This window comes from Streptomyces sp. NPDC001634 (assembly GCF_040298185.1).
Taxonomy (GTDB): domain Bacteria; phylum Actinomycetota; class Actinomycetes; order Streptomycetales; family Streptomycetaceae; genus Streptomyces.
Genome location: NZ_JBEOZU010000052.1, coordinates 1 through 25,874, shown reverse-complemented (window position 1 = coordinate 25,874; position 25,874 = coordinate 1). Strand labels below are relative to the sequence as shown.

Here is a 25,874-nt window from a genome sequence, read left to right as displayed (position 1 = left end):
CTGGAGGAACCAGGTGCCCCTGGATTGACCAGGTGCCTCCGGTGCCTCTAGACCAAGGCGACCGAGCACGGCGGACCCCGCCGTCCCAGGGAGTGCACGAACAGGTGGGTACGGGCGGTGGTGACGCGGTGGACGAAGCGCGGTGCCCGGCAGACCGGGGCGAGCCGTACCGTCCCCGCGGCGACCGCGATCAGCAACGGCCGGAACGTGGTCGCCGCCACCGCGCGCAGCAGCTGGCCCAGCGCCCGCTCGCCGCGGCGCAGCCAGGCGGCGGCGAGGAGCCCCACGCTCACATGCGCGGCGAGCAGCAGCCAGGCGGTGGCCGGGTCGGAGTGCGCGAGCAGCGCCGCGACCCGGTCGGTGCCGGTGCCCGTGACCCGGGTGAGCGGGGTGCCCACGCTGCCGCCGCGGCACAGGACGTCAAGACCGACCGAACGCAGCGGGCCGGTGACCGGGCCGCCCGCCGGGCCATAGCAGGCGTGCTGGCCCGTGGTGAACACCGTGTCCGCGGTCAGCTCCAGCGGGACCAGCAGGGCGGCGATCTTCGCGAACCCGCGCTCACGGCTCGCCAGCGCGTATGCGACGACGAAGACGGTGGCGGCAATCGCGGCCACCGTCCCCATCGGCAGCGGGACCTCGGACAGCAGCACGTGCGACGCGGAGCTGAGCGTCACGACGACTGCCGTGAACAGCGCCGCGCGTACGGCTCTGAGCTGGGTCCCGGATATGTCCATAGTGCAGAGAGTGTCCCACGCGCTCCCGTAAGGGCCCCTTAAAGGGTTGCCATGAGTTACGGGAGCGTTGTGGGGGAGCGATCGAAGCGGCCTACAGGCCGGGGATCCGGCCGTTGCGGAAGAGGTCCACGAAGATCTGGTGGTCGGCACGCGCGCGTGCCCCGTACTCGTGCGCGAAGTCCACCAGCAGGGCCGTGAAGCCTTCCTCGTCGGCCGCGATCGCCGCGTCGATGGCCCGCTCCGTGGAGAAGGGCACCAGGGACTCGCCGGACTGGTCGTCCGCCGCCGCGTGCATCGCGGCCGTGGCGCGGCCCAGGTCGGCGACGACCGCCGCGATCTCCTCCGGGTCGTCGATGTCGCTCCAGTCCAGGTCCACGGCGTACGGCGACACCTCTGCGACCAGCTGTCCCGCGCCGTCCAGCTCGGTCCAGCCCAGCCACGGGTCGGCATGGGCCTGCAGGGCGCGCTGGGAGATCACCGTGCGGTGGCCCTCGTGCTGGAAGTACGCGCGGATCGCCGGGTCCGTGATGTGCCGCGAGACGGCCGGGGTCTGGGCCTGCTTGATGTAGATCACCACGTCGTTCTCCAGGGCGTCGCTGTTGCCCTCGAGAAGGATGTTGTACGACGGCAGCCCCGCCGAGCCGATGCCGATGCCGCGGCGGCCTACGACGTCCTTCACCCGGTAGGAGTCCGGGCGGGCCAGGGACGACTCCGGCAGCGTCTCCAGATAGCCGTCGAAGGCCGCGAGCACCTTGTAGCGGGTCGCCGCGTCCAGCTCGATGGAGCCGCCGCCCGGCGCGAAGCGGCGCTCGAAGTCCCGGATCTCGGTCATCGAGTCCAGCAGTCCGAAGCGGGTCAGCGAACGGGCGTCGCGCAGCGCGTCCAGCAGCGGGCCCTGAGCGGTGTCCAGGGTGAAGGGCGGCACCTCGTCGCTCTTGGCGCCGGTCGCCAGGGCGTGGATGCGCTCGCGGTAGGCCGCCCCGTAGACCCGGACAAGCTCGGTGATCTGCTCGTCACTGAGCGCCTTCGCATACCCGACCAGCGCCATGGAGGCGGCGAAGCGCTTCAGGTCCCAGGTGAAGGGGCCGACGTACGCCTCGTCGAAGTCGTTCACGTTGAAGATCAGCCGGCCCGTGGAGTCCATGTACGTGCCGAAGTTCTCGGCGTGCAGGTCGCCGTGGATCCACACGCGCGACGTGCGGTCGTCCAGGTACGGGCCGCCCCGCTTCTCTGCGTCCAGGTCGTGGTAGAAGAGGCACGCCGTGCCCCGGTAGAACGCGAAGGCGGAGGCCGCCATCTTGCGGAACTTCACGCGGAACGCGGCCGGGTCGGCGGCGAGCAACTCGCCGAAGGCGGTGTCGAAGACGGTGAGGATCTCCTCGCCGCGTTGCTCGGCGCTGAGCTGCGGAACCGACATCGCTGGGTGCCTCCAGGTGCAGGTGGTGCGTGACATGTGGGACAGGTGTGGCGTCCGCCGGGGCCGGATGGCTCCGACCCGTTCCAACGGACGACGGTACGCGGGAGTGCCCGGGATCTCGCACGAAGGTACGAGTACACGGATCCGCGTGTCGCCGGACGAAGGTACGCGGGGAAGCCCGCCGAGTGTCAGTGCCGAGGCATAGACTTCGACGCTGTCCCCCAGACTGTCCGCAGCCTGTCGGACCCCCGTCGAACACCGTTTCCCCTGGAGGCTCCAGCCGTGTCAAAGCCGCCGTTCACGCACCTGCACGTCCACACCCAGTACTCGCTGCTGGACGGTGCCGCGCGGCTGAAGGACATGTTCAACGCGTGCAACGAGATGGGCATGACGCACATCGCCATGTCCGACCACGGCAACCTCCATGGGGCGTACGACTTCTTCCACTCCGCGAAGAAGGCCGGAGTCACCCCGATCATCGGCATCGAGGCGTATGTCGCGCCCGAGTCCCGGCGCAACAAGCGCAAGATCCAGTGGGGCCAGCCGCACCAGAAGAAGGACGACGTCTCCGGTTCCGGTGGTTACACCCACAAGACGATCTGGGCGGCGAACGCGACGGGCCTGCACAACCTCTTCCGCCTCTCCTCGGACGCGTACGCCGAGGGCTGGCTGCAGAAGTGGCCCCGCATGGACAAGGAGACCATCTCCCAGTGGTCCGAGGGGCTCATCGCCTCCACCGGCTGCCCCTCGGGTGAGCTCCAGACCCGGCTGCGCCTCGGCCAGTACGACGAGGCTCTCAAGGCGGCCGCCGACTACCAGGACATCTTCGGTAAGGACCGCTACTTCCTGGAACTGATGGACCACGGCATCGAGATCGAGCGCCGGGTCCGCGACGGTCTGTTGGAGATCGGCAAGAAGCTCGGCATCCCGCCGCTGGTCACGAACGACTCGCACTACACGTACGCCCATGAGGCGGGTGCCCACGACGCGCTTCTGTGCATCCAGACCGGCAAGAACCTCTCCGACCCGGACCGCTTCAAGTTCGACGGCACCGGCTACTACCTGAAGTCCACGGACGAGATGTACGCCATCGACTCCTCGGACGCCTGGCAGGAGGGCTGCCGCAACACGATCCTGGTCGCCGAGCAGATCGACACCACGGGCATGTTCGAGAAGCGCGACCTCATGCCCAAGTTCGACATCCCCGAGGGCTACACCGAGGTCACCTGGTTCAAGGAGGAGGTCCGCCGCGGCATGGAGCGCCGCTTCCCGGGCGGCATCCCCGAGGACCGCCAGAAGCAGGCCGACTACGAGATGGACGTCATCATCTCCATGGGCTTCCCCGGCTACTTCCTCGTGGTCGCCGACTTCATCATGTGGGCCAAGAACAACGGCATCGCGGTCGGCCCCGGCCGAGGCTCCGCGGCCGGCTCGATCGTCGCCTACGCGATGGGCATCACCGACCTCGACCCGATTCCGCACGGCCTGATCTTCGAGCGGTTCCTGAACCCCGAGCGCATCTCGATGCCCGATGTCGACATCGACTTCGACGAGCGCAGGCGCGTCGAGGTCATCAGGTACGTGACCGAGAAATACGGCGCCGACAAGGTTGCCATGATCGGCACCTACGGCACCATCAAGGCCAAGAACGCGATCAAGGACTCCGCGCGCGTGCTGGGCTATCCGTACGCGATGGGCGACCGCATCACCAAGGCCATGCCCGCCGACGTCCTCGGCAAGGGCATCCCGCTGTCCGGCATCACCGACCCCAGCCACCCGCGCTACTCGGAGGCGGGCGAGGTCCGCGGGATGTACGAGAACGAGCCGGACGTGAAGAAGGTCATCGACACCGCCAAGGGCGTCGAGGGCCTGGTCCGTCAGATGGGTGTGCACGCCGCCGGTGTGATCATGTCCAGCGAGACCATTACCGAGCACGTTCCTGTGTGGGTCAGGCATACCGACGGCGTGACCATCACCCAGTGGGACTACCCGAGTTGTGAGTCGCTCGGCCTGCTGAAGATGGACTTCCTCGGCCTGCGCAACCTGACGATCATGGACGACGCCGTCAAGATGGTGAAGTCCAACAAGGGGATCGACATCGATCTCCTCGCCCTCCCGCTGGACGACCCGAAGACCTTCGAACTGCTCCAGCGCGGCGACACCCTCGGCGTCTTCCAGTTCGACGGCGGCCCCATGCGCTCCCTGCTGCGCCTGATGAAGCCGGACAACTTCGAAGACATCTCCGCCGTGTCGGCCCTGTACCGCCCGGGCCCGATGGGCATGAACTCCCACACGAACTACGCCCTCCGCAAGAACGGGCAACAGGAGATCACGCCGATCCACCCCGAGCTGGAGGAGCCGCTCAAGGAGGTCCTGGACGTCACCTACGGCCTGATCGTCTACCAGGAGCAGGTGCAGAAGGCGGCCCAGATCATCGCGGGCTACTCGCTCGGCGAGGCCGACATCCTCCGCCGGGTGATGGGTAAGAAGAAGCCCGACGAACTGGCGAAGAACTTCACCATCTTCCAGGCCGGTGCCCAGAAGAACGGCTTCAGCGACGAAGCCATCCAGGCCCTCTGGGACGTGCTGGTCCCGTTCGCCGGCTACGCCTTCAACAAGGCGCACTCGGCGGCGTACGGACTGGTCTCCTACTGGACGGCCTACCTGAAGGCGAACCACCCCGCCGAGTACATGGCCGCGCTTCTGACCTCCGTCAAGGACGACAAGGACAAGTCGGCCGTCTACCTCAACGAGTGCCGCCGCATGGGCATCAAGGTGCTCCCGCCGAACGTCAACGAGTCCGAGTCGAACTTCGCCGCCCAGGGCGACGACGTGATCCTCTTCGGCCTCTCCGCGGTGCGGAACGTCGGTACGAACGTGGTCGAGTCGGTCATCAAGACCCGTAAGGCCAAGGGGAAGTACACGTCCTTCCCGGACTACCTCGACAAGGTCGAGGCGGTGGTCTGCAACAAGCGCACCACGGAATCGCTCATCAAGGCGGGTGCCTTCGACTCGATGGGGCACACCCGCAAGGGGCTCACCGCCCAGTACGAGCCGATGATCGACAACGTGGTCGCGGTCAAACGCAAGGAGGCCGAGGGCCAGTTCGACCTCTTCGGCGGCATGGGCGAGGAGGAGAACAACGAGCCCGGCTTCGGACTCGACGTCACCTTCACCGATGACGAGTGGGACAAGACGTATCTGCTCGCCCAGGAGCGGGAGATGCTCGGTCTGTACGTGTCCGACCACCCGCTCTTCGGCCTGGAGCACGTGCTGTCCGACAAGGCCGACGCGGGCATCGCCCAGCTCACCGGAGGTGAGCACGCGGACGGTGCGGTCGTCACCATCGGCGGCATCATCTCGGGCCTGCAGCGCAAGATGACCAAGCAGGGCAACGCCTGGGCCATCGCCACGGTCGAGGACCTGGCGGGCTCGATCGAGTGCATGTTCTTCCCGGCGACCTACCAGCTGGTGTCGACCCAACTCGTCGAGGACGCCGTGGTGTTCGTCAAGGGCCGCCTCGACAAGCGCGAGGACGTGCCGCGGCTGGTCGCGATGGAACTGATGGTCCCGGACCTGTCGGCCGCGGGCACCAACGCGCCCGTGGTGCTCACCATCCCGGCGGTGAAGGTCACCCCGCCGATGGTGAGCCGCCTCGGCGAGATCCTCAGCCAGCACAAGGGCGACAGCGAGGTGCGGATCAAGCTCCAGGGGCCGCGCAAGACGACCGTCCTGCGACTGGACCGGCACCGGGTCAAGCCGGATCCCGCGCTCTACGGCGATCTGAAGGTCCTGCTCGGCCCGTCCTGCCTGGCGGGCTGATCACTCGGAGCGGCAACGTATGCGAGGGGCGCACCCCTGACGGGGTGCGCCCCTCTGTGCATACCTTGGCTTCAACCGCCGCGTCCGGCTTCAGGAGCCTTGGTGCGGGCCTCAGTTGTGGCCGAAGCTCTTCTGCTTCTTACGGGAAACATCCGTGGGGCTGCCCTGGGCCTGCGTCGTCGCAGACTGGTGCGCCTCCGCCGTGGGCCTCTGCGCGTGCTCCTGAGCCTGCTCGGTCTGCGAGGAGCGGTTCTGCGGGCCGGACTGCTTGCGGTTCTTGTTCTTGGCCATGGTGATCTGCCTCCTGTGGGGGATCTAGGGGCCAGGGCCGGAACCAGATTCACATAGGCTGACAAAGAACGCATATCGGGTAATTACCGTGTGTGATAACGGCAGTAGGGGGCAATACTGCGATCCGCCACGCCGAAGATCGAGTTCGGGCCGTTAACCTCCCTGCGGTCGGGCAGACTCGAAGCAAGCCCGAAGCAAACCTCCCGGAAAGAGGGTGGATCGCGTGGACCGCTGCATCGTCCTGGTGGACGCCGGGTATCTGCTCGGGGCTGCCGCCAGCCTGCTCGCCGGGGAGCCCTCCAGGTCCCGGATCACCGTCGACCACGCCGCCCTCATCCAGGGGCTGCGCGAACGCGCCGAGTCGGATACGGAACGGCCGCTGCTGCGCATCTACTGGTTCGACGGCGCCCCCGACCGCGTCCCGCAGCCCGAGCACCGCAGGCTGCGTGTGATGCCCCGGGTGACCGTGCGCCTCGGCGCGCTGACCCGCAGTGACGGGCGATGGGCGCAGAAGGGCGTCGACGCGGCGATGCACGCCGAACTGACCGAGCTGGCCCGCAACCGCGCCTGCTCGGACGTCGTGCTCGTCACCGGCGACGGGGACCTGCTGCCGGGCATGATGGCCGCGAAGGAGCACGGGGTCGCCGTACACCTGTGGGCCGTGCAGGCCGCGGACGGCGACTACAACCAGTCCGAGGACCTGGTGGCCGAGGCCGACGAGCGGCGGGTGCTCGACCGGGCGTGGATCACCAAGGCCGTACGGGCCAAGGAGCTGGGCGGTGTGTGTGCGCCCCCGCCGGCGCCGCGGCCGGAGATCGCCGCGATCCTGTCGGCGCCGCTGCCCGAATCGGCGCTCACGGCCGCGACGGACCGGCCCGCCGCGGAACCGGAGCACGTCTCGGCCGCCGCGACGCAGAACGGCACCCAGGAGCGGGGACCGGCCTCCAAGGGCGTACCCACGCCGAAGGACCTCGCGGCGCTGCGGGCGCCCGGGACACAGGCCGTGCAGCAGCCCGCCGGGGCGACGCTGCGGTGGTCGTCCGACAAGGGCTGGGTGGATCGGCCCGTCGCCGCCGAGTCGGCGGAGGCCGCCTCGCTGCCGACGCTGGCGCAGCTGACGACCGCGGAGCAGCGGTGGGCCGACCGGGAGGAGGACATCACCACCGTCGGTGGCGATCCCTACGAGGTGGGGCAGGTGTTCGCGCGGCGGTGGATCGAACGGCTCGCCGACCAGGCGCATCTGCAGAAGCTGTCGACCATGTATCCGCGGGTGCCGCACCGCATCGACGGTGAACTGCTGCGCTACGCGGCCCGGTTCGGGCTGCTCGCGCACAAGGACGACCAGATCGACGAGCACGACCGGTATGCGATCCGGGCGGGGTTCTGGCGGGAGATCGATCAGCGCACGGCGACCGAGCACGCGCCCGCGGGGGAGTAAGCCGACGGGGCCGGGTGGTTCGGTACCGCGCGGCACCCCGTACCCTCGTTCTTTGTGAGTACGCGCACCGCACAGGCAACACCGCAGGACCGCGATGTCGTGTGCGCCGTGCGCGGGCTGACCAAGACCTATCCGGCGGTACGGGGCCGGCGGGGCGCGCCCGGGACGCCCGAGGTGCGGGCCACCGATGACGTCCACCTGGACATCCGGCGCGGGGAGATCTTCGGGCTGCTCGGGCCGAACGGCGCCGGCAAGTCCACCCTCGTACGGCAACTGACCGGCCTGATGCGGCCCGACCACGGCAGCGTCGAGATCCTCGGCCACGACATCGTGCGCCGTCCCGAGCGCGCCGCCCGGGTCCTCGCCTACCTCGGTCAGGAGTCCACCGCCCTCGACGAACTGACCGTCGCCCTCGCCGCGGAGACGACCGGACGGCTGCGCGGGCTCGAACTGCGTCAGGCGCGCCAGGAGAGGGACGCCGCCCTCGACGAGCTCGGGCTCACTCCGATCGCCTCCCGCCCGCTCAAGAAGCTCTCCGGCGGCCAGCGCCGCCTCGCCTGCTTCGCCGCCGCGCTCGTGGGGGAGCGGCCGCTGCTCGTGCTCGACGAGCCGACCACCGGCATGGACCCCGTCGCCCGGCGGGCCGTGTGGGCCGCCGTGGACCGTCGGCGGGCCGAGCGCGGGACGACCGTACTGCTGGTCACCCACAACGTCATCGAGGCGGAGACCGTCCTGGACCGGGTCGCCGTCCTCGACCGGGGCCGCGTCATCGCCTGCGACACCCCGGCCGGACTCAAGGAGCAGGTCGCGGGCGAGGTGCGCGTCGAACTCGTGTGGCGCGAGCATGCGCCGCTGGAGGTGCCCGAGGTCGCGGCGCTGCGCGCCCGCGCCGTCGAGTCCGGGCGCCGCTGGTCGCTGCGGATGGCTCCCGAGGAGGCGCGCGCCGCCGTCGCCACCGTCACCGGGGGCGCCGCCTTCGCCGCCCTCGACGACTTCACACTCGCCACGCCGAGCCTGGAGGACGTCTATCTGGCGCTCGGTGGCAGTACCCAGGGGCTGGTGAGGGCATGAGCGCGCGGATCGTCGTGTCCGTATGGAGCGCAAGAAGCGCCGTGTCCGCGGGGGACGGCGCGGCGGCAGGAGCGAAGAGGAGCAGCGCGACGTGAGTGTCGTACCCGTCGAGGTTCTGCCCGGCGCCCGGGCGGCGGACGGCGGCTTCGAGGACGAGGCCGCCCTCGGGCCGCGGGCCCGGCTGTGGCCGTCGCTCGCCGCCGTGTACCGGGCGCAGCTGTCCCGGGGGCGGGTCGCGCGGATTCCGCTGCTGTTCGTGGCGACGTTCCAGTCGATCGGGATCATGGTCATGATGCGCGGGGTCGTGGACGGCGGCGCCGACGCGCGGTCCGTGGTCGCCGGCGCGTCCGTGCTGGTGGTCGCCTACGTCGGGCTGAACCTGCTGGCCCAGTACTTCGGTCAGCTGCGCGGCAGCGGCGGGCTCGACCACTACGCGACGCTGCCGGTGCCGGCCGCCGCGGTGGTGCTGGGGGCGGCAGGGGCGTATGCGTCCTTCACCGTGCCGGGGACCGTGGTGACCGCCGTCTTCGGGTGCGTGCTGTTCGGGCTGCCGCTCGCCCACCTGTGGGTGCTGGTGGCGGTGATCCCGCTCGCCGGGGCCGCGCTCTCCGGGCTCGGCGCCGCGCTCGGACTGCTCGCACCGCGGCCCGAACTCGCCACGCTGCTCGGGCAGTTGGGTATGTCGGCGGCACTGCTGCTGGGGGTGCTGCCGGCCCACCGGATGCCGGAGGCCGTGCAGATCGTCCGGGATCTGCTGCCGTCCACGTACGGGGTCGAGGCGTTCGCGCGGACTTTCGGCGGGCATCCGGACTGGGCGCTCGTCCTCGGTGACCTGGGTGTGTGCGCCGCCGTCGGGGTTGCCTCGCTGGCCATGGCGACCTGGGCCTACCGCCGGGCGGCCGTCCGGTGACGCGGCCGACGGACACGACTGGCAGGATGTGAAGGTGACCGCTCCGTTGACTCCGCCTCCGCCGCCGCATGAACAGTCCCCGCACTCTTCGCACGACGCGTGGCAAGCCGTGTCCGCCCCTCCGGGAGCCGGGCCCGCTCCGCACGGGGCCACCGCCCTGTACGGGGAGGACGGGCCCGGGATGAAGACCGAGGTGCGGGAGGCCGCCGTGATCACGGTGGCCGTCGCGCTCGCCGGGGTGCTGCTCGGGGTGCTGTGGTCCTGGCTGGCGCCGCATGTGCCGCTGGTGGGGGACGTGGTCGACAAGAGCTGGGTCGTCTATCTGAAGGACACCGAGGGGGAGCAGGCCATCGGGGTGGACGGGACGTTCACCCTGCTCGCGCTCGGGTTCGGCGTGGTCAGTGCGCTGGTGGCCTTCCTGGTGCGGAAGCGCGGCGGGGTGCCGCTGGTGGTGGCGCTCGCCGTGGGCGGGCTGCTCGGGTCGCTGCTCGCGTGGCGGGTGGGGGTCTGGCTGGGGCCCCCGCAGAACGTGATCGCGCATGCCAAGGCCGTGGGCAAGGGAGTGACGTTCTCCGCGCCGCTGAAGCTCGGGGCGAAGGGGGCGTTGCTGGCCTGGTCGGTGGCCGCGCTGGTGGTGCACCTGGGGTTGACGGCGCTGTTCGGGCCGCGGGATCCGGATCCGTACGCGGCACCGTACGGGTCGGCTGCGCCGCCGGCCGTGTAGGGCGCGGGCCCGCGGGGGCGCGCGCCGAGGGTTTCTCGCCCCCACCGCCCCTTCCCCAGGGGCTCCGCCCCTTCGCCCCCTCCCGGGGCTCCGCCCCTGCACCCTGCTGGGGCTCCGTCCCCTGCGCCCCTGGCGGGGACTGCGTCCCCTGCGCCCCTTCCGGGGCTCCGCCCCTGACCCCGCTGGGGCTCCGCCCCTCGACCCCTCCCGGGGCTCCGTCCCCTGGACCCCCACTGGGGCTGCGTCCCCTGGATCCTGGCGGGGTCTGCGTCCCCTGCACCCCGCCCGGGGCTCTGCCCCTGGGCCCCTGTGAGGTCTGCGTCCCCTGCACGCCTCCCGGGGCTCTGCCCCCTGGCCCCGCTGGGTCTGCGTCCCCTGCACGCCTCCCGGGGCTCTGCCCCCTGGCCCCGCTGGGTCTGCGTCCCCTGCACGCCTCCCGGGGCTCTGCCCCCTGGCCTCGCTGGGGCTGCGTCCCTTGGATCCTGACGGGGTCTGCGTCCCCTGTGCCCCTTGCGGGGCTCTGCCCCTGGGCCCCTGTGAGGTCTGCGTCCCCTGCACGCCTCCCGGGGCTCTGCCCCCTGGCCCCGCTGGGGCTGCGTCCCCTGGATCCTGACGGGGTCTGCGTCCCCTGCACCCCCCTTCCGGGGCTCCGCCACTGGCCCCTGTGGGGACTGTGTCCCTGCACCCCTTCCGGGGCTCTGCCCCTGCACCCCGCTGAGGTTCCGCCCCCTGTGCCCCACAGGGACTGGTCCCCTGCACCCCTCCCAGGGCTCCGCCCCTGCACCCCGCTGAGGTTCCGCCCCCTGTGCCCCACAGGGACTGGTCCCCTGCACCCCTCCCAGGGCTCCGCCCCTGCACCCCGCTGGGGCTCCGCCTCGGACCCCGTTCAGGGGGCCCGCCCCCGGACCCCGCTCCACAAACGCCGGAGGGGCTGGTTTCCCCCGGTCGGGGCTCATTGGCAACGCCGGACGGGCTGGAAGATCCAGTCCGTCCGGCGTTTGAGGACGAGGCCGTCAAGGCCGAAGCGGGGGCCTGGGGGCGGGCAGCCCCCAGGCCGTGGTTGCAGGGCGTGGTTACGCCGGACGGTGGCCGTGGTTCGCGTGGCCCTTCTTCATGCGCCATTTGCGCTTGCGTGTCCTCTTCGACATATTTCCGTACTAGCCGAGGACGGGCCGTTCGTCGAGTGCTCAGGCCCGGCCGATGGGCGCGAGCGTCGCTTCCGTGAGTTTCGCCAGGTCCTCGGGGGACACTTCCACCTCCAGGCCCCGGCGGCCCGCCGAGACACAGATCGTGGTGTGGGACGACGCCGACTCGTCCAGGACCGTGCGGAGCCGCTTGCGCTGGCCCAGGGGGGAGATGCCGCCGCGCACGTACCCCGTGGTGCGTTCGGCGAGAGCCGGGTCCGCCATCGCCGCCCGCTTGCCGCCCACCGCCGTCGCCAGGGCCTTCAGATCCAGTGAGCCCGCCACCGGGACCACCCCGACCACCAGCGCGCCGTCCACGTCCGCCACCAGCGTCTTGAAGACCCGGTCGGGGGACACCCCCATCGCCTCGGCGGCCTCCTCGCCGTAGGAGGGGTGCGACGGATCGTGGTCGTAGGAGTGGACCGTGAACTCCACCCCGGCCGCCGTAAGCGCCACCGTCGCCGGGGTGCCGCCCGCCTGCTGCTTCTTCGTCTTCTTCGCCATCCCGGCCTGTTCCTCGAACGTCGCGCTTCAGTTCAGACTCGTCGGGCCCCGCGTCAGGTCCGACGCCGGCAACGACGGCAGATTACGGATGATCGCCGTCTCCGTGCGAAGCAGTTTCAGCTCGTCGCGGAGGCGGGAGGCCGTGTCCGGCGCCTGGAGCAGCCGCTGTTTCGTCGGCGTGTCCAGCATCACCGCGGCCGCCACCAGGTACGACACCACGGCCGGTTCGTCCGGCAGTTCCGCGCCCGTCGACAGGGACCTCTCCCGGGCGCCCGCCAGCCGCTTCTGGTACTGCCGAAAGGCGCGCAGCACCCCCTCGGCGAGCGCGCCCGCCTCGTCGCCCTGCTCCTCCGGCAGTTCCTCCAGCTCGGCCGTCAGATACGCACCCGACGTGTCCACGGAGAGCACCCGCACACGGGTCGTGCCCGTCGCCAGCACCTCGAAGGTGCCGTCGGCCCGCTCCCGGATCGTCGCCGCGTCCGCGATGCAGCCCACCGAGTGGAACGCCTTGGCCGGGTCGGGGCCGAAGCCCGCGGCGGGCCCGCGCGCGGGCAGCGCCGTCGGATCCGGCATGCCCGGCGCGCTCGGCGCCACCTCGTGGCCGTCGCGGATGGCGACGACGGCGAAGCGGCGCGGTTCGTCCTCGGGGGTCTTCAGCAGGTCGCGCATCAGGGCGCGATAGCGCTCCTCGAAGACGTTCAGCGGGAGCACGAGCCCCGGGAACAGTACCGAGTTCAGCGGGAAGAGGGGGAGCCGGACGGTGGTCACGACGGGAAAGCCTAATGGTCGCGGGAGGGCGCGTGTCCGGCGTGCTCACTTCGTGGGAGAAGAGGCCGTGCCGAATGGAGGGGTCTCGCCGACGCCACCTCCATGCGAACACTGTTCCGCAGTTCCAGGAACCGGCCCAGCGGGTCGTCGGAGATCCGGTCCCAGGGGAAGGACGTGGCGTACGGGCCGATCATGCGCAGTTGTGTCAACGCGTCCTCCCAGCGCTCCAGTCCGACCAGGACGTAGGTCAGGAGGTTGCGGACCTCGGCGGGCCACGGATCGGCGGACGCGTACTGGGACGACAGGGAGATCGCCCGGTCCGCCGCCGCCTCCAGCCGGACGCGGCCCACGGCGGCCCCGCCGCCCTCCGTCAGATACGCGAAGGCCGCGCGCACCGGCAGCGCCTGCACCAGAGAGCCGGGCAGCGTGTCCTGTGCGGCGGTCTCGGCGAAGTCGAAGCACTCGTTGTGCGATCCGTACCAGGAACCCGAGAGGTACTTGAGGGCCGCGACATGGCAGCCGTAGTGGTGCGGGGAACGGCGCACCGCCTCGCCCCACAGCCGCTCGAACCGGGTGTGGCCCGCGTTGGTGCCGCGCGCGTGGTCGAGCGCCACCCGCCACGGCACCGGGTCGCGGGGTTCGCCCTCGGCCGCCGCCGTGATCAACGGGCCGACCTGGCGCAGGAGTTCGGTGCGGGCCGGGGACTCCCAGCAGCGGGTCACCGCCAACTCCGCCTTGACCAGCAGCGCGTCGGGATCGTGCGGGGCGGTGGCGCACCAGTGTGTGAACCACTCGTCCCGCGAGCGCGCGAAGGCGGCGAGCCTCCGCACGTACCGGTCGCGGTCCTCCCACTCGGCGGCCTCCCGTGTGGTCGCGAGCAGCTTGGCCGCCGGGCCGTGGTCGCCGCGGCCGGCCGCGACCAGTGCGGGCGCCAGGCGCTCGTCGGGCGCGTCGAGCAGGACCTCGTCGTCCGCGGGCAGCCCGTCGGCGAGGCAGGAGGAGTGACGAACCATCCGTGCCGTACGGAGGAAGGCGCGCAGCAGTGACATGGTGTCGACCATTGAAAAGCCGCAGGTCGGGGCGGCGCCAGCACGAAAACGTAACCCATATTTGGTTGTATGCTCAATAGTCAAGAGTGGGTAAAATGTGACTGTTTTGTAGCTGTTGGGCGCCTATGCGCCAACCACTTGGGAAGCGGGGATCAGCTGCGCCGCAGCAACCTCGTCGCCCCCGCCGCGACCGTCGTCGCCAGGATCCAGCCCAGCAGGATCACCACCGCCTGCACCCACTGCCAGCCCCCGCTCAGCTGCCACTGGCCCTGCTGGCCGAGGTCGATGACCGGCAGCAGCAGGTCCAGGGCGAACAGGGAAGGGTTCCACGGCGGGTGCGCGTCCTTGTTGACCGGTGGATGGCTCGCGTGCGAGAACGCGATCGCCGACGCCGCCCACAGCACCGCCATCCACACCGCCGCCCGGCCGGGCCGGTACCCGTAGGCGACGGTCCAGTCCTGTGCGTACCCCCACAGCTTGGCCGCGAGCGGCAGGGTCTCGCGGCGCCGCCGCTGCTTGGCGAGCAGCACCTCGCGCGCGTCCTCGTCCTCCCCGGAGCCGCGGAGCACCGCCGCGAGCCGCTCGTAGGGCTCCGGGTTGTACTCGGCGGTCGCCGCCGCCACCCACTCCAGACGCCGGGCGAGCGGGAAGGCGTCCTGCGGGACGAGGTTCTCGTAGGTGAACCCGCCCATGTGCAGATTGCCGGGGCTCGGCCAGCTCGCCCACCGGTCGACCAGGTTCACGATCCGCGCGCCCGAGAGGGTCACCTTGCCGCGCTCGGGCCGCTCGCCCAGGAAGCGCAGCTCGGGCGTCTGGACCCGGAGCAGCGACAGCCCCTGGTCGTCGTCGAGGACGAACCGGGCCCCCTCCAGGTCGACCGCGTCCCCGAACCGCCCGTCGTCCAGCCGGATCCCGCCCCGGCACTCGAACCGCTGGATCCGCGTCCCGCGCGCGGGTGTGGTGCCACTGGTCAGCAGCGGATTGCCGACGCCCGCAGGGGTCAGGTACAGCGTCCGCTCGACCGTCAGCTGGGGGGCGTTCAGCGCCAGCCGGGTGTACGGGTTGTTCAGCTGCGCGCCGCGCAGGCTCAGCGAGACGCCGACCTTGGCGCCGCGCAGGCTCAGCTCGCCGTGCGACTCCAGCATCTCCGCCTGCAGGTCCTGCCCGACCGTCATCCCGTCCGCGGTGATCGAGCGGCCCCGGCGGTCCCGGTAGACGATGGCCTGGTTGAGCAGCAGGTCGGTGCCGATGTGTGCGTCGGTGAGCCGTACTCCGCCCTGGAACCGGCAGCGCGGCAGATGCAGATCGCCCTCCGTGCGCACCCGGGCCGCCTCCAGGCGGGGCACCGCGCAGTCCACCAGCCGTACGGTCGTGAAGTGGGCCTCGGGCAGCAGGATCTCCTTCTCGAACCGGCAGCCCTTCAGCTCCATGTACGGCACGATCGTGCCGCCCGCGAGATCCAGGGTGTCCCTGATCAGCACGCCGGTCAGCTTCAGCGAGGAGACGCGCCCCGGCAGAGCGTGCGGCCCGTCCAGGAGCAGCCACGCCACTATCCGCGCCCGCACGCTGCGCTCGGGCCCCCAGGGGTGGCCGCCGTGCGGATCGTCCACGGCGGCGTCCCCGCTGCGCAGGTCGTACACGCTGCCGTTGCGGAAGGCCTGCCACATCCCGGCCTCGGCGGCGGTCAGATCGTCCGGCAGGTCCCCGGCGCGGATGCCGGCACCCTCGGTCACGGTTCTTCCTTCCTCCCCAACTACTCGCGGGTTTAGTACAACCGTTCATGCCCGCTGTGTGACGACCCGAACGCTACTGGTGAAGGTGATCTTCCGGGTCTGGTATCAGCCACCGGATCCAGCCAACGGCTGCGCCGCGCGAACCGCATGAACCGGCCACCCTGCCGCTGCCCCGCCACGGAACCCGTCCACCCGCCCACGCTCCGTATCAGTCACTGATACAACCATCCGGCCGGTCGTCGCCGTCTGAGAGAATTGGCCCCGTGATCTCCCGAATCGATCTGCGTGGCGACGCCCTCCCCGAGGGTCCCGCCCTGCGTGACCTGCTGCCCCGAGCCGACTTCGACGTTCAGGCCGCCCTCGAGAAGGTGCGTCCGATCTGTGAAGCCGTGCATCATCGGGGCGACGCGGCGCTGATCGACTTCGCGGAGAAGTTCGACGGTGTACGGCTTGCGTCCGTACGGGTGCCTGCCGAGGCGATCGACAAGGCACTGGAACAGCTCGATCCGGCCGTGCGCGCGGCCCTGGAGGAGTCCATCCGCCGCGCCCGCCTCGTCCACCGCGAGCAGCGCCGCACCGCGCACACCACCCAGGTCGTGCCGGGCGGTTCGGTGACCGAGAAGTGGCTGCCCGTGCAGCGCGTCGGTCTGTACGCGCCCGGCGGCCGGTCCGTCTACCCCTCCTCCGTGGTCATGAACGTCGTGCCCGCGCAGGAGGCCGGTGTCGAGTCGATCGCCCTCGCCTCCCCGCCCCAGGCGGAGTTCGACGGCCTGCCGCACCCGACGATCCTCGCCGCGTGCGCCCTGCTCGGCGTCGACGAGGTGTACGCGGCGGGCGGCGCGACCGCGGTCGCGATGTTCGCGTACGGCACCGAGTCCTGCCCGCCCGCCAATATGGTCACCGGCCCCGGCAACATCTGGGTCGCCGCCGCCAAGCGCTACTTCACCGGCAAGATCGGCATCGACACCGAGGCCGGCCCCACCGAGATCGCGATCCTCGCGGACGGAACCGCCGACCCGGTGCACGTGGCCGCGGACCTGATCAGTCAGGCCGAGCACGACCCGCTGGCGGCCGCGGTGCTGGTCACCGACTCCGTCGAGCTGGCCGACGCGGTGGAGAAGGAGCTGGAGCCACAGGTCGCGGCCACCAGGCACATCGAGGACCGGATCGTCCCGGCCCTGAAGGGCAAGCAGTCCGCGATCGTGCTCGTGGACGGCATCGACGAGGGGCTCCGGGTGGTCGACGCGTACGGCGCAGAGCACCTGGAGATCCAGACGGCGGACGCCGCGGCGGTCGCCGGCCGGGTGCGCAACGCCGGCGCGATCTTCGTCGGCCCCTGGGCGCCGGTCTCGCTCGGCGACTACGCGGCCGGCTCCAACCACGTGCTCCCGACCGGCGGCTGCGCATGCCACTCCTCGGGCCTGTCCGTCCAGTCCTTCCTGCGCGGCATCCACATCGTCGACTACACGAGGGACGCGCTGGCCGAGGTCGCGCACCACGTGGTGACGCTGGCGGAGGCGGAGGACCTGCCGGCCCATGGCGCGGCGGTCAAGGCAAGATTCGGGTGGAAGGTACCGACGAGCAAGTGAGCTTCGGAATCGACGATCTTCCCGTACGGGACGAACTGCGCGGCAAGTCCCCCTACGGCGCGCCCCAGCTGGACGTCCCCGTACGGCTGAACACGAACGAGAACCCGTACCCGCTGCCCGAGCCGCTGGTCGAACGGATCGCCGAGCGCGTGCGCGAGGCCGCCCGTGACCTCAACCGCTACCCGGACCGCGACGCGGTCGAGCTGCGCACCAGGCTGGCCGAGTACCTGACGAAATCCAGCAAGTACGAGGTGGCCACGGGGAACGTCTGGGCGGCCAACGGCTCCAACGAGGTCATCCAGCAGCTTCTGCAGACCTTCGGCGGACCGGGCCGTACGGCGATCGGCTTCGAGCCGTCGTACTCGATGCACGCGCTCATCGCGCGCGGCACGGGCACCGGCTGGGTCACGGGCCCCCGCAACGAGGACTTCACGGTCGACCTCGACGCCGCCCGGAAGGCGATCGCCGAGCACCGGCCGGACGTCGTCTTCATCACCACCCCCAACAACCCCACGGGCAACGCGGTTCCTCCCGAGACGGTCCTCGCGCTGTACGAGGCCGCACAGGCGGCGAAGCCGTCGATGGTCGTCGTCGACGAGGCGTACATCGAGTTCAGCCACGGCGACTCGCTGCTGCCGCTGCTCGAAGGTCGGCCGAATCTCGTTGTTTCGCGGACGATGTCGAAGGCGTTCGGAGCCGCCGGTCTCCGCCTCGGCTATCTGGCCGCGCATCCGGCCGTCGTGGACGCCGTCCAGCTCGTACGGCTGCCGTACCACCTGTCGGCGGTCACCCAGGCGACCGCCCTGGCCGCCCTGGAGCACACCGACACGCTGCTGAAGTACGTCGAGCAGCTGAAGTCCGAGCGGGACCGGCTGGTCACCGAACTGCGCGCGATCGGCTACGAGGTCACCGCGTCCGACGCGAACTTCGTGCAGTTCGGGCGGTTCGCCGACGCCCACGAGGCGTGGCAGAAGATCCTCGACCGGGGTGTCCTGGTCCGGGACAACGGTGTACCGGGGTGGCTGCGGGTCACCGCAGGAACCCCGGAGGAGAACGACGCGTTCCTCGACGCGGTACGTGAACTACTGAGCTTTGTGGGGGACACCCCCACTCCCCCGAAGGAGCAGAGCGCATGACTCGCGAGGGACGCCTCGGAAGAATCGAGCGGACGACCAAGGAGACCTCGGTCCTCGTCGAGATCGACCTCGACGGCACCGGGAGGACCGACATCGCGACCGGCGTCGGCTTCTACGACCACATGCTCGACCAACTCGGCCGGCACGGTCTGTTCGACCTGACCGTGAAGACCGACGGTGACCTGCACATCGACTCCCACCACACCATCGAGGACACCGCCCTCGCACTCGGTGCCGCGTTCAAGCAGGCGCTGGGCGACAAGGTGGGGATCTACCGCTTCGGGAACTGCACGGTCCCCCTGGACGAGTCCCTCGCCCAGGTGACCGTCGACCTGTCCGGCCGCCCGTACCTCGTGCACACCGAGCCCGAGAACATGGCGCCGATGATCGGCGAGTACGACACCACGATGACCCGGCACATACTGGAGTCCTTCGTCGCCCAGGCCCAGATCGCGCTGCACGTGCACGTACCGTACGGGCGCAACGCCCACCACATCGTGGAGTGCCAGTTCAAGGCGCTCGCACGGGCGCTGCGCTACGCCAGCGAGCGCGACCCGCGGGCCGCCGGCATCCTCCCGTCCACGAAGGGTGCGCTGTAGAGCCATGAACGGCCTCTCGACCGTCCTCATCGTCGTCGGCCTCTTCCTTGTCGGCGGAATCATCTCCTTCGTCAAGCAGCAGATGCCGAAGAGCCTCATCGTGCTGCTCTCGATCGGCGCGGCGATGTGCCTCGTCGCGGGCATCCTCCGGCTGGAGGTGTGGAATTGAGCAACCCGGTCAAAAAGCGAAAGGTAGTCGTCTTCGACTACGGTTTCGGCAACGTCCGCTCCGCCGAGCGCGCCCTCGCACGCGCGGGAGCCGACGTCGAGATCACCCGTGACTACGACGAGGCCATGAACGCGGACGGCCTGCTGGTGCCGGGTGTCGGTGCCTTCGCCGCCTGTATGCAGGGCCTGAAGGAAGCGCGTGGCGACTGGATCATCGGCCGTCGTCTCGCCGGTGGCCGTCCGGTGATGGGCATCTGCGTCGGCATGCAGATCCTTTTCGCACGCGGCATCGAGCACGGTGTGGAGACCGAGGGTCTCGACGAGTGGCCCGGCTCGGTCGAGCCGCTCCAGGCCGACATCGTGCCCCACATGGGCTGGAACACCGTCGAGGCACCGGCCGACTCGGAGCTGTTCGCCGGTCTGGACGCGGACGCGCGCTTCTACTTCGTGCACTCCTACGCCGTGCATGACTGGACCATGGAGACGCTCAGCTCAAGGCTGCACGCCCCGAAGGTGACCTGGTCGACGCACGGCAAGCCCTTCGTGGCGGCCGTCGAGAACGGCGCCCTGTGGGCCACACAGTTCCACCCCGAGAAGTCCGGCGACGCCGGAGCGCAGCTGCTCACCAACTGGATCGGAATCCTGTAGACCATGGCCAAGCTCGAACTCCTCCCCGCCGTCGACGTCCGCGACGGCCAGGCCGTCCGCCTCGTGCACGGCGAGTCCGGCACGGAGACCTCGTACGGCTCCCCGCTGGAGGCCGCCCTGGCCTGGCAGCGGTCGGGCGCCGAGTGGCTGCACCTGGTCGACCTGGACGCCGCGTTCGGTACCGGCGACAACCGCGCGCTGATCGCCGAGGTCACGAAGGCGATGGACATCAAGGTGGAGCTGTCCGGTGGCATCCGCGACGACGACACCCTGGCCGCCGCCCTGGCCACCGGCTGCACGCGCGTGAACCTCGGCACGGCGGCCCTGGAGACCCCGGAGTGGGTCGCCAGGGTCATCGCCGAGCACGGCGACAAGATCGCGGTCGGTCTCGACGTCCGCGGCACGACCCTGCGCGGCCGCGGCTGGACCCGCGACGGCGGCGACCTCTACGAGACGCTGGAGCGCCTCGACAAGGAGGGCTGCGCGCGGTACGTCGTCACCGACATCGCGAAGGACGGCACGCTCCAGGGCCCGAACCTGGAGCTGCTGAAGAACGTCTGCGCGGCCACGGACCGTCCGGTCGTGGCGTCCGGCGGCGTGTCGTCCCTGGACGACCTCCGCGCCATCGCCGAACTGGTACCCCTCGGTGTCGAGGGCGCGATCGTCGGGAAGGCCCTGTACGCGAAGGCGTTCACCCTGGAAGAAGCACTGGAGGCCACATCTTGAAAAGGGATGCAGTGTCATGACGTCCGAGGCCGTACGGCGCGTGCAGAGTGGAAGTCCTTGGGAAGAGTCCTTCGGTTTCGCACGCGCCGTCGCGGTGGGCGACCGTGTGCTGGTGGCCGGGACGACATCCTTCCGGGGCCGTGTGCTGTACGGCGAGGGCGACCCGTACGAGCAGGCGAAGGTGGCGTTCACCAGCGCTCTCGAGGCCATCGCCGAGTTCGGGCTCGGCCCCGAGTCGGTGCTCCGGACCCGGATGTACCTGACCCATCTGCGCGACGTCGACGAGGTGGGCCGGGCCCACAAGGAGATCTTCGACGCCGTGCGCCCGGTCGCGACCCTGCTGGTCGTGGAGGGCTTCGTCGACCCGCGCATCCTGGTCGAAGTGGAAATAGAAGCATTCAGAGGACATTGAAGGAGCCGGCTTCATGACCCTGGCGGTCCGAGTCATCCCCTGCCTGGACGTGGACAACGGCCGGGTCGTCAAGGGCGTCAACTTCCAGAACCTGCGTGACGCGGGCGACCCCGTCGAAATGGCGAAGGTGTACGACGCCGAGGGCGCCGACGAGCTGACGTTCCTGGACATCACCGCGTCCTCGGGCGACCGCGAGACGACGTACGACGTGGTGCGCCGCACCGCCGAGCAGGTGTTCATCCCGCTGACGGTCGGCGGGGGCGTCCGTACGGCCGAGGACGTGGACAAGCTGCTGCGGGCGGGCGCCGACAAGGTGGGCGTCAACACGGCCGCGATCGCCCGTCCGGACCTGATCCGGGAGATCGCGGAGCGCTTCGGCCGGCAGGTCCTGGTCCTCTCGGTGGACGCGCGCCGGACTCCGGCCGGGGGCTTCGAGGTGACGACCCACGGCGGCCGGCGCGGCACCGGCATCGACGCGGTCGAGTGGGCGCACCGCGCCGCCGAGCTGGGCGCGGGCGAGATCCTGCTCAACTCGATGGACGCGGACGGCACGAAGGACGGCTACGACCTGGAGATGATCGCGGCCGTACGCAAGCACGTGACCGTCCCCGTCATCGCGTCCGGCGGCGCGGGCAAGCTGGCCGACTTCCCGCCGGCGATCGCCGCGGGCGCTGACGCGGTGCTGGCGGCGTCCGTGTTCCACTTCGGTGACCTGCGGATCGGCGAGGTGAAGGAGACGCTGCGGGAGGCGGGGCACCCGGTGCGGTGACGCCGCACTCGGCTTGAGCCGCCCTCGCCAAGGTTCCCGGCGTCGTTGCGGCCGTCGGCGCCGCCCTGCTCGTCGGGCTGCCGGCCGGGCTCGGCGGGGCCGCTGTCCGGCGCTCTGCTGCAGACCCAGGCCGACCCCGCCCACCTGGGCCGCGCGTCCGCAGTCGCGGGCCTGGTCAGCCTCGGCCCGGCCCCGCTGAGCATGCCGCTGTCCGCCGCCGCCGTCGGAGCCTGGGGCACCGGCCCGGTGTTCGTCGTCAGCGCAGTGGTCTGCGGGCTCGGCGGGGTCCTCGTCCTCTGCGTCCGCGTCCTGCGCCGCGCCGAACTCCCCCGCTGACCCGCACGGCGGCGGACGCGGCTCAGATCCCCAGCTGCTTCGCCTCCTGCATCTTCGCTACGGCGTCCTTCTCGCCCTCCAGTTCCACGTCCGCCACCCGCTGCCGCCCCATCGCGAACATCAGCAGCTCCGAGGGCTCGCCCGTCACCGTCACCACCGGTGTGCCCCGGTGCGCGACCGCTGTCTGCCCGTCGGGGCGGCGCAGCACCAGGCCCGTAGGCGCGCTGCGACCGGTCAGCCGGGCCGTGCGCTCCAGCCGCGACCACAGCGCGTCCTGGAAGACCGGGTCCAGCTCGCGCGGCGTCCAGTCGGGCTGCGCCCGGCGTACGTCCTCGGTGTGGACATAGAACTCGACGGTGTTCGACATCTCGTCGATCTGCTTCAGCTGGAAGGGCGAGAACCGCGGCGGGCCCGTACGGATCAGCTGGATCAGCTCCTCGTACGGTTTCTCGGTGAACTCCGCCATCACCTTCTCCAGGCGTGGCGCCAGCTGCTTGATCAGGATGCCCCCGGCGGCGTCCGGGCGGCGCTCGCGCACCACCACGTGCGCGGCGAGGTCACGGGTGTTCCAGCCCTCGCACAGCGTGGGTGCGTCCGGGCCCGTGGCCTCCAACAGGTCGGCGAGAAGAAGTCGTTCACGCTTCGCATGGGTCGACATGCAGTCAGCCTACGACCGGGGGGACGGTCCGCCCACTGGACGGCGGCCGGGGATGCCGGTGCGGCGCGGCACAATGGTCGGCATGACCAGCACGCCTCCGCCCAGCACGCCCAGCGGCCTGGACCCCGAGATCGCGGCGCGCCTCAAGCGCAGCGCCGACGGGCTGCTCCCCGCGATCGCCCAGCAGTACGACACCGGCGAGGTGCTGATGCTCGGCTGGATGGACGACGAGGCGCTGCACCGCACCCTGACGACCGGCCGGTGCACATACTGGTCCCGCAGCCGCCGGGAGTACTGGGTGAAGGGCGACACCTCCGGTCACTTCCAGTGGGTGAAGTCGGTCGCCCTCGACTGCGACGCCGACACCCTGCTGGTCAAGGTCGACCAGGTGGGCGCCGCCTGCCACACCGGCGACCGGACGTGCTTCGACGCCGACGTGCTGCTCAAGGACGCCGATTCCGGCGTACCGTCCGCGGATCAGTAAGGTCAGCCGCCATGGATCTCGAGACGTTCCGCAAGCTGGCCACCGACCGCCGCGTCATCCCGGTCACGCGCAAGCTCCTCGCCGACGGCGACACCCCGGTCGCGCTCTACCGCAAACTCGCCGCGGAGCGCCCCGGCACCTTCCTGCTGGAGTCCGCGGAGAACGGACGGACGGCGTATCAATGGTCTCGTTACTCCTTCGTGGGCGTCCGCAGCGCCGCCACCCTCACCGAGAAGGACGGCCAGGCCCACTGGCTGGGCGCCCCGCCCGTCGGCGTCCCGGTCGACGGCGACCCGCTGGCCGCGCTCCGGGCCACCATCGAGGCCCTGCACACCCCCCACCAGGACGGTCTGCCGCCCTTCACCGGAGGCATGGTCGGCTATCTGGGCTACGACATCGTGCGCCGCCTGGAGAAGATCGGCCCGGGGGAGCGGGACGACCTGCGGCTCCCCGAACTGACCATGCTCCTCACCAGCGACCTCGCCGTGATGGATCACTGGGAGGGCTCGGTCCTGCTGATCGCCAACGCGATCAACCACAACGACCTCGACACGGGCGTCGACGAGGCGTACGCGGACGCGGTGGCCCGTCTGGACGCCATGGAGGCGGACCTCTCCCGCCCGGTCGCCCAGCCCCCGGCGCACCTCCCGCCCTCCGAACTCCCCGAGTACACCGCGCTGTGGGGCGGCCCCGACTTCCAGGAAGCCGTCGAGGACATCAAGGAGCGCATCCGCGCGGGCGAGGCCTTCCAGGTCGTCCCGTCGCAGCGCTTCGAAACGCCGTGCACGGCAAGCGCGTTGGACGTCTACCGGGTGCTGCGGGCCACCAACCCGTCCCCGTACATGTACCTGTTCCGCTTCGACGGCTTCGACGTCGTCGGCTCCAGCCCGGAAGCGCTGGTCAAGGTCGAGGACGGGCAGGCGATGGTCCACCCCATCGCGGGCACCCGGCACCGCGGCGCCACCCCGCAGGAGGACCAGGCCCTCGCCGAGGAACTGCTCGCCGACCCCAAGGAGCGCGCCGAGCATCTGATGCTCGTCGACCTGGGCCGCAACGACCTGGGACGGGTCTGCGAGCCCGGCTCGGTCGAGGTCGTCGACTTCATGTCCATCGAGCGGTACTCGCATGTGATGCACATCGTCTCGACCGTGACGGGCCGGGTCGCCGCGGGCCGTACGGCCTTCGACGTCCTGACCGCCTGCTTCCCCGCGGGCACGCTCTCCGGCGCCCCCAAGCCCCGCGCCATGCAGATCATCGACGAACTCGAGCCGTCCCGGCGCGGGTTGTACGGCGGCTGCGTCGGCTACCTCGACTTCGCGGGCGACTCGGACACGGCCATCGCCATCCGCACGGCCCTCCTGCGGGACGGCACGGCGTACGTCCAGGCGGGCGCCGGTATCGTCGCCGACTCCGACCCGGTCGCCGAGGACAACGAGTGCCGCAACAAGGCGGCTGCCGTCCTGCGCGCGGTCCACACGGCCAACCGGCTGGGCCGCTGAGCCACCGAGCCGAAAAGGGGCCCCGGGTGACGGATCGCCCGGGGTTCGGGCGATAGTGGAGTACGTGACTGCCGTACCTCACCCCCGATCCGAGGCCGCCGCCCCCGTCCGGTCAGGCCGCCGCAGCCTCGCGCTCGCCCTGCTGTGCGGGGCGGTCGGCGCGGCCGTGGCACTGCTCTCCTCCCGGCAGGGCTGGTCGGCGGGGACCGTCACCGTGGCAGGCGGTGACTTCCCGCTGACCGCCAAGGGCAGCGAGGTCACCGGCGTGCCCGCGGCCCTTGCGATAGTGGGCCTCGCCGCGCTCGTCGCCGTCTTCGCCGTCCGCAGGAGCGGGCGCCTCCTCGTCTCCGGACTGCTCGCGCTCTCCGGCGCGGGCACTGTCGCTGCGGCGCTCCTCGGCGCCACCGACAGCTCGGCACTTGACGAGAAGGCGGCCCAGGCGGCCGGAGACACCTCCGCGACCGCCGTCTCGCTCACGCACACCGCCTGGCCGTACGTCGCGGCCCTGGGCGGCGCGCTGATCCTCCTCGCCGGACTGCTGGCGCTGCGCTACGGCCGGCTGTGGCCCGCGATGTCCGGCCGCTACGAGCGCGACGGCACGCCCCGGCCGCGCAAGGCGAAGCCCGTCGACCCGGACCGCCCCGAGGACCTGTGGAAGGCCCTCGACCGTGGTGAGGACCCCACGGGAGCCTGACCACCCCCCACACGCGACGCCGCGCTCACTTCGAGCGACCCCGCGCTCACGTCATACGCACGCGTGCGGGACAATGGGCGCCGAGCTTCCGGCTCACCCACGCACTTACAGCTAACGAGGAGCAAGTCATGGCGGGCAGCAGCCACGGTCACACCCCGGCCGCCTGGACCGGTGTCACCATCGCCTTCATCGGTTTCTGCGTCGCGGGCGCCTTCACCGTGATGGCCCAGCCGGTCGGCTTCTGGGCGGGCATGGTGATCATCGCCCTCGGTGGCGTCGTCGGCGGCGTCATGCGTCAGATGGGCCTCGGCCAGCCGAAGTCGGCGGGGGAGCCGCTGCAGCAGACCGCGGGCGCGGACAGCTGAGCCTGCCGCAGCTTCACAGGGGGGCGGCCCCGGGCAGCGAAGTGCCGGGGCCGCCCCCCCCGTTTACGGGACCCGTGGGCGCGGCCGGCGCCCGGGGGGCAGATATGGTGGGGTTAAAGGCGGACACCCCCGCCTGCGCCCGAACC

General features: G+C 70.9%; 26 protein-coding genes and 1 pseudogene. 18 read left to right on the top strand and 9 right to left on the bottom strand.

Annotated elements, in window-relative coordinates; all coding sequences use genetic code 11:
- Positions 1–47: 47 nt before the first annotated feature.
- Both ABT186_RS29655 and ABT186_RS29650 read right to left on the bottom strand, forming a co-directional pair.
- Positions 48–734, bottom strand: a complete 687-nt coding sequence (locus ABT186_RS29655; RefSeq protein WP_351233990.1) for a hypothetical protein — start codon at positions 732–734, stop codon at positions 48–50.
- Positions 735–825: 91 nt separating this feature from the next.
- A complete protein-coding gene (locus ABT186_RS29650) occupies positions 826–2,151 on the bottom strand; it encodes a DUF2252 domain-containing protein (protein WP_351233992.1) in 1,326 nt (441 codons plus the stop codon).
- A gap of 282 nt (positions 2,152–2,433) precedes the next feature.
- On the opposite strand from ABT186_RS29650, the gene dnaE reads away from it, so the two are divergent.
- Positions 2,434–5,973 carry a DNA polymerase III subunit alpha gene (dnaE, locus tag ABT186_RS29645; RefSeq protein ID WP_351233994.1) on the top strand — a complete coding sequence of 1,180 codons (3,540 nt, stop codon included), beginning with the start codon at positions 2,434–2,436 and terminating at the stop codon, positions 5,971–5,973.
- Positions 5,974–6,084: 111 nt separating this feature from the next.
- Here the strand turns inward: dnaE and ABT186_RS29640 are convergent, their stop codons facing one another.
- Positions 6,085–6,264: a hypothetical protein gene (locus ABT186_RS29640; protein WP_351237590.1), complete on the bottom strand. Its 180-nt coding sequence runs from the start codon at positions 6,262–6,264 to the stop codon at positions 6,085–6,087.
- A 223-nt stretch (positions 6,265–6,487) separates the two neighbouring features.
- Here ABT186_RS29640 and ABT186_RS29635 point away from each other — a divergent pair, with 223 nt between their 5' ends.
- The 4 genes from ABT186_RS29635 to ABT186_RS29620 all read left to right on the top strand — a co-directional run bounded on the left by ABT186_RS29635 (position 6,488) and on the right by ABT186_RS29620 (position 10,407).
- Positions 6,488–7,702, top strand: a complete 1,215-nt coding sequence (locus ABT186_RS29635) for an NYN domain-containing protein (RefSeq protein WP_351237588.1) — start codon at positions 6,488–6,490, stop codon at positions 7,700–7,702.
- 99 nt (positions 7,703–7,801) lie between these two features.
- Entirely contained in the window at positions 7,802–8,773 is a 972-nt protein-coding gene (locus ABT186_RS29630; protein WP_351237592.1) for an ABC transporter ATP-binding protein, read from the top strand.
- Positions 8,774–8,864: 91 nt separating this feature from the next.
- A complete protein-coding gene (locus tag ABT186_RS29625; protein WP_351237586.1) occupies positions 8,865–9,683 on the top strand; it encodes an ABC transporter permease in 819 nt (272 codons plus the stop codon).
- A gap of 34 nt (positions 9,684–9,717) precedes the next feature.
- Positions 9,718–10,407: an AAA family ATPase gene (locus ABT186_RS29620; protein ID WP_351927628.1), complete on the top strand. Its 690-nt coding sequence runs from the start codon at positions 9,718–9,720 to the stop codon at positions 10,405–10,407.
- Positions 10,408–11,480: 1,073 nt separating this feature from the next.
- Here the strand turns inward: ABT186_RS29620 and ABT186_RS48060 are convergent.
- The 5 genes from ABT186_RS48060 to ABT186_RS29600 form a co-directional block, all read right to left on the bottom strand.
- Positions 11,481–11,555, bottom strand: a complete 75-nt coding sequence (locus ABT186_RS48060; RefSeq protein WP_465269763.1) for a hypothetical protein — start codon at positions 11,553–11,555, stop codon at positions 11,481–11,483.
- A gap of 39 nt (positions 11,556–11,594) precedes the next feature.
- Positions 11,595–12,095 (bottom strand): Cys-tRNA(Pro) deacylase, encoded by a 501-nt coding sequence (gene ybaK, locus ABT186_RS29615; RefSeq protein ID WP_351927626.1) that lies wholly within the window; start codon positions 12,093–12,095, stop codon positions 11,595–11,597.
- 27 nt (positions 12,096–12,122) lie between these two features.
- Entirely contained in the window at positions 12,123–12,863 is a 741-nt protein-coding gene (locus tag ABT186_RS29610) for an LON peptidase substrate-binding domain-containing protein (protein ID WP_351235514.1), read from the bottom strand.
- Between the two features lie 11 nt (positions 12,864–12,874).
- Positions 12,875–13,912: a hypothetical protein gene (locus ABT186_RS29605; protein WP_351235512.1), complete on the bottom strand. Its 1,038-nt coding sequence runs from the start codon at positions 13,910–13,912 to the stop codon at positions 12,875–12,877.
- A gap of 152 nt (positions 13,913–14,064) precedes the next feature.
- Positions 14,065–15,645: an oxidoreductase gene (locus tag ABT186_RS29600; protein WP_351235510.1), complete on the bottom strand. Its 1,581-nt coding sequence runs from the start codon at positions 15,643–15,645 to the stop codon at positions 14,065–14,067.
- 263 nt (positions 15,646–15,908) lie between these two features.
- Here ABT186_RS29600 and hisD point away from each other — a divergent pair, with 263 nt between their 5' ends.
- From hisD to ABT186_RS29555, 9 genes and pseudogenes are all read left to right on the top strand, one after another.
- Positions 15,909–17,234 (top strand): histidinol dehydrogenase, encoded by a 1,326-nt coding sequence (hisD, locus tag ABT186_RS29595; RefSeq protein WP_351235508.1) that lies wholly within the window; start codon positions 15,909–15,911, stop codon positions 17,232–17,234.
- Positions 17,231–18,370 carry a histidinol-phosphate transaminase gene (locus tag ABT186_RS29590; RefSeq protein ID WP_351235506.1) on the top strand — a complete coding sequence of 380 codons (1,140 nt, stop codon included), beginning with the start codon at positions 17,231–17,233 and terminating at the stop codon, positions 18,368–18,370. Before hisD ends, ABT186_RS29590 begins: the two co-directional genes overlap by 4 nt.
- Positions 18,367–18,969, top strand: coding sequence for an imidazoleglycerol-phosphate dehydratase HisB (hisB, locus tag ABT186_RS29585; protein ID WP_351235504.1), 603 nt, complete (start codon positions 18,367–18,369; stop codon positions 18,967–18,969). Before ABT186_RS29590 ends, hisB begins: the two co-directional genes overlap by 4 nt.
- A 4-nt stretch (positions 18,970–18,973) precedes the next feature.
- Complete coding sequence (locus ABT186_RS29580; protein ID WP_351235502.1) at positions 18,974–19,138, top strand: CG2302 family histidine operon protein; 165 nt, start codon at positions 18,974–18,976, stop codon at positions 19,136–19,138.
- Complete coding sequence (gene hisH, locus ABT186_RS29575; protein WP_351235500.1) at positions 19,135–19,785, top strand: imidazole glycerol phosphate synthase subunit HisH; 651 nt, start codon at positions 19,135–19,137, stop codon at positions 19,783–19,785. The genes ABT186_RS29580 and hisH overlap by 4 nt, the downstream gene beginning before the upstream one ends.
- A gap of 3 nt (positions 19,786–19,788) precedes the next feature.
- Complete coding sequence (gene priA, locus ABT186_RS29570; RefSeq protein ID WP_351235498.1) at positions 19,789–20,511, top strand: bifunctional 1-(5-phosphoribosyl)-5-((5-phosphoribosylamino)methylideneamino)imidazole-4-carboxamide isomerase/phosphoribosylanthranilate isomerase PriA; 723 nt, start codon at positions 19,789–19,791, stop codon at positions 20,509–20,511.
- Positions 20,512–20,527: 16 nt separating this feature from the next.
- Positions 20,528–20,923 (top strand): RidA family protein, encoded by a 396-nt coding sequence (locus ABT186_RS29565; protein WP_351235496.1) that lies wholly within the window; start codon positions 20,528–20,530, stop codon positions 20,921–20,923.
- 13 nt (positions 20,924–20,936) lie between these two features.
- On the top strand, positions 20,937–21,692 hold the full coding sequence (gene hisF / locus ABT186_RS29560; RefSeq protein WP_351235494.1) for an imidazole glycerol phosphate synthase subunit HisF: 756 nt from the start codon (positions 20,937–20,939) through the stop codon (positions 21,690–21,692).
- 20 nt (positions 21,693–21,712) lie between these two features.
- A pseudogene (locus ABT186_RS29555) lies at positions 21,713–22,028 on the top strand (MFS transporter); the annotation flags it as partial.
- 22 nt (positions 22,029–22,050) lie between these two features.
- Here the strand turns inward: ABT186_RS29555 and ABT186_RS29550 are convergent.
- The gene (locus ABT186_RS29550) at positions 22,051–22,686 is read right to left on the bottom strand and encodes a TIGR03085 family metal-binding protein (RefSeq protein WP_351235492.1); all 636 of its coding nucleotides are present in this window, start codon (positions 22,684–22,686) and stop codon (positions 22,051–22,053) included.
- 82 nt (positions 22,687–22,768) lie between these two features.
- Here ABT186_RS29550 and hisI point away from each other — a divergent pair, with 82 nt between their 5' ends.
- The 4 genes from hisI to ABT186_RS29530 all read left to right on the top strand — a co-directional run bounded on the left by hisI (position 22,769) and on the right by ABT186_RS29530 (position 25,728).
- Positions 22,769–23,170, top strand: coding sequence for a phosphoribosyl-AMP cyclohydrolase (gene hisI / locus ABT186_RS29545; RefSeq protein WP_351235490.1), 402 nt, complete (start codon positions 22,769–22,771; stop codon positions 23,168–23,170).
- 11 nt (positions 23,171–23,181) lie between these two features.
- Positions 23,182–24,669 carry an anthranilate synthase component I gene (locus tag ABT186_RS29540; RefSeq protein WP_351235488.1) on the top strand — a complete coding sequence of 496 codons (1,488 nt, stop codon included), beginning with the start codon at positions 23,182–23,184 and terminating at the stop codon, positions 24,667–24,669.
- A 55-nt stretch (positions 24,670–24,724) separates the two neighbouring features.
- The gene (locus ABT186_RS29535; RefSeq protein ID WP_351235486.1) at positions 24,725–25,363 is read left to right on the top strand and encodes a TIGR02234 family membrane protein; all 639 of its coding nucleotides are present in this window, start codon (positions 24,725–24,727) and stop codon (positions 25,361–25,363) included.
- Between the two features lie 128 nt (positions 25,364–25,491).
- A complete protein-coding gene (locus ABT186_RS29530) occupies positions 25,492–25,728 on the top strand; it encodes an HGxxPAAW family protein (RefSeq protein WP_351235484.1) in 237 nt (78 codons plus the stop codon).
- Positions 25,729–25,874 lie beyond the last annotated feature (146 nt).